This is a genomic window from Clostridium tarantellae, from assembly GCF_009295725.1.
Lineage (GTDB): Bacteria > Bacillota > Clostridia > Clostridiales > Clostridiaceae > Sarcina > Sarcina tarantellae.
Genome location: NZ_WHJC01000475.1, coordinates 1 through 1,619, shown reverse-complemented (window position 1 = coordinate 1,619; position 1,619 = coordinate 1). Strand labels below are relative to the sequence as shown.

General features: G+C 27.0%; 1 protein-coding gene. It reads right to left on the bottom strand.

Features of this window, described 5'->3' with window-relative positions:
- Positions 1–171 precede the first annotated feature (171 nt).
- Complete coding sequence (locus tag GBZ86_RS15700) at positions 172–1,350, bottom strand: NAD(P)-dependent malic enzyme (RefSeq protein ID WP_327445293.1); 1,179 nt, start codon at positions 1,348–1,350, stop codon at positions 172–174.
- Between the last annotated feature and the right edge of the window lie 269 nt (positions 1,351–1,619).

Sequence of the window (1,619 nt, the reverse complement as noted above, 5' to 3'; positions counted from 1 at the left end):
ATATAATACAGGTGGGTGTATGTTTAGTATCTGGTTATATATACAATTATTTATTTTAAATTAATATAAATTACATATGTTATATAGATAGCTAAATACCAATAATATTTAGAATGGTGTAAGATGAAAATGGTAGCTAAATATCTATACAAATATTTTATATTAATTTATTTACTTAGTAATTCTTGCAACTTTAGTTGATATAGCAGCGTTTTCTACTGCATCAGCTACAATATCTACTAATTTTCTATCTAAAGAACAAGGGATTATATTTTCATCATTTAATTGTTCCTTAGGTATTGCATTAGCTATAGCCATTGCAGCTGCAAGCTTCATTTCTTCATTTATTATTTTAGCTCTAACTCTTAAAGCTCCTTTAAATAATCCAGGAAAAACAGAAACATTATTTATTTGGTTTGGTAAGTCAGATCTACCAGTTCCAATAATTCTTGCACCACCTTTTTTTGCATCATCAGGCATTATTTCAGGATTAGGATTAGCCATGGCAAAAATTATAGAATCATTATTCATTGTACTTACCATTTCTGATGTTAATAGATTTGGTGCGGAAACTCCAATAAATATATCAGCGCCCACTAAAGCATCTTTTAAAGTCCCTTTAACTCTTTCAGTATTAACTTCTTTAGCTAATGCTTTTTTAGCATAATCTATTTCTTCTATATCATCACTTAATATACCTACTTTATCACAAAGAACTATATTTGTTGCTCCGGCTGACATTAATAATTTAGTAATAGCAGTTCCGGCAGCACCAATACCATTTACAACAATTTTAATATTAGATATATTTTTATTTACAAGCTTTAAAGAGTTTATAACACCTGCTAATACTACAATTGCAGTACCATGTTGATCATCATGGAATACAGGAATATCAAGTTCTTTTTTTAACTTTTCCTCTATTTCAAAGCAACGAGGAGCAGAGATATCTTCTAAATTTATTCCGCCGAAGGTTGGAGCGATTAATTTAACTGTATTTACAATGGTATCAACATCATTTGAATCTATACATATTGGAAATGCATCTACACCACCAAATTCTTTAAATAATATTGCTTTACCTTCCATAACAGGAAGAGCAGCTTCAGGTCCAATATTGCCTAAACCTAATACTGCAGAACCATCTGTTACAACAGCAACTAAATTTCCTTTAGAAGTATACTTATATACATTTTCTTTATTAGAATTTATTTCTCTACAAGGTTCAGCAACTCCAGGTGAATAAGCAATACTTAAATCATCTCTACTTTCTACTTTAAACTTAGAAATAACACTTAATTTTCCATGATTTTTTTCATGTAATTTTAGACTTTCTTCAAAATAATTCACTATAAAACCTTCTTTCTTAACTTTTGTACATTAAAAAATTTAATCTTAAGTTACATAAATTTTCTGACAATATCTTTAATTCAATAATACAGTTGCTGATAAATATTAACAAAGAACTAATATTAACGAATAATTCCAAAAATAAAAAATAATTCGTAAATACTTCAAATTACCCTATATATTTCAAAATTTCTATCAAATTTGTAATAAGTTACTTGTTTTTTAAATACAGATATACAATTATTAATATATATTAAAATTAAATAAAA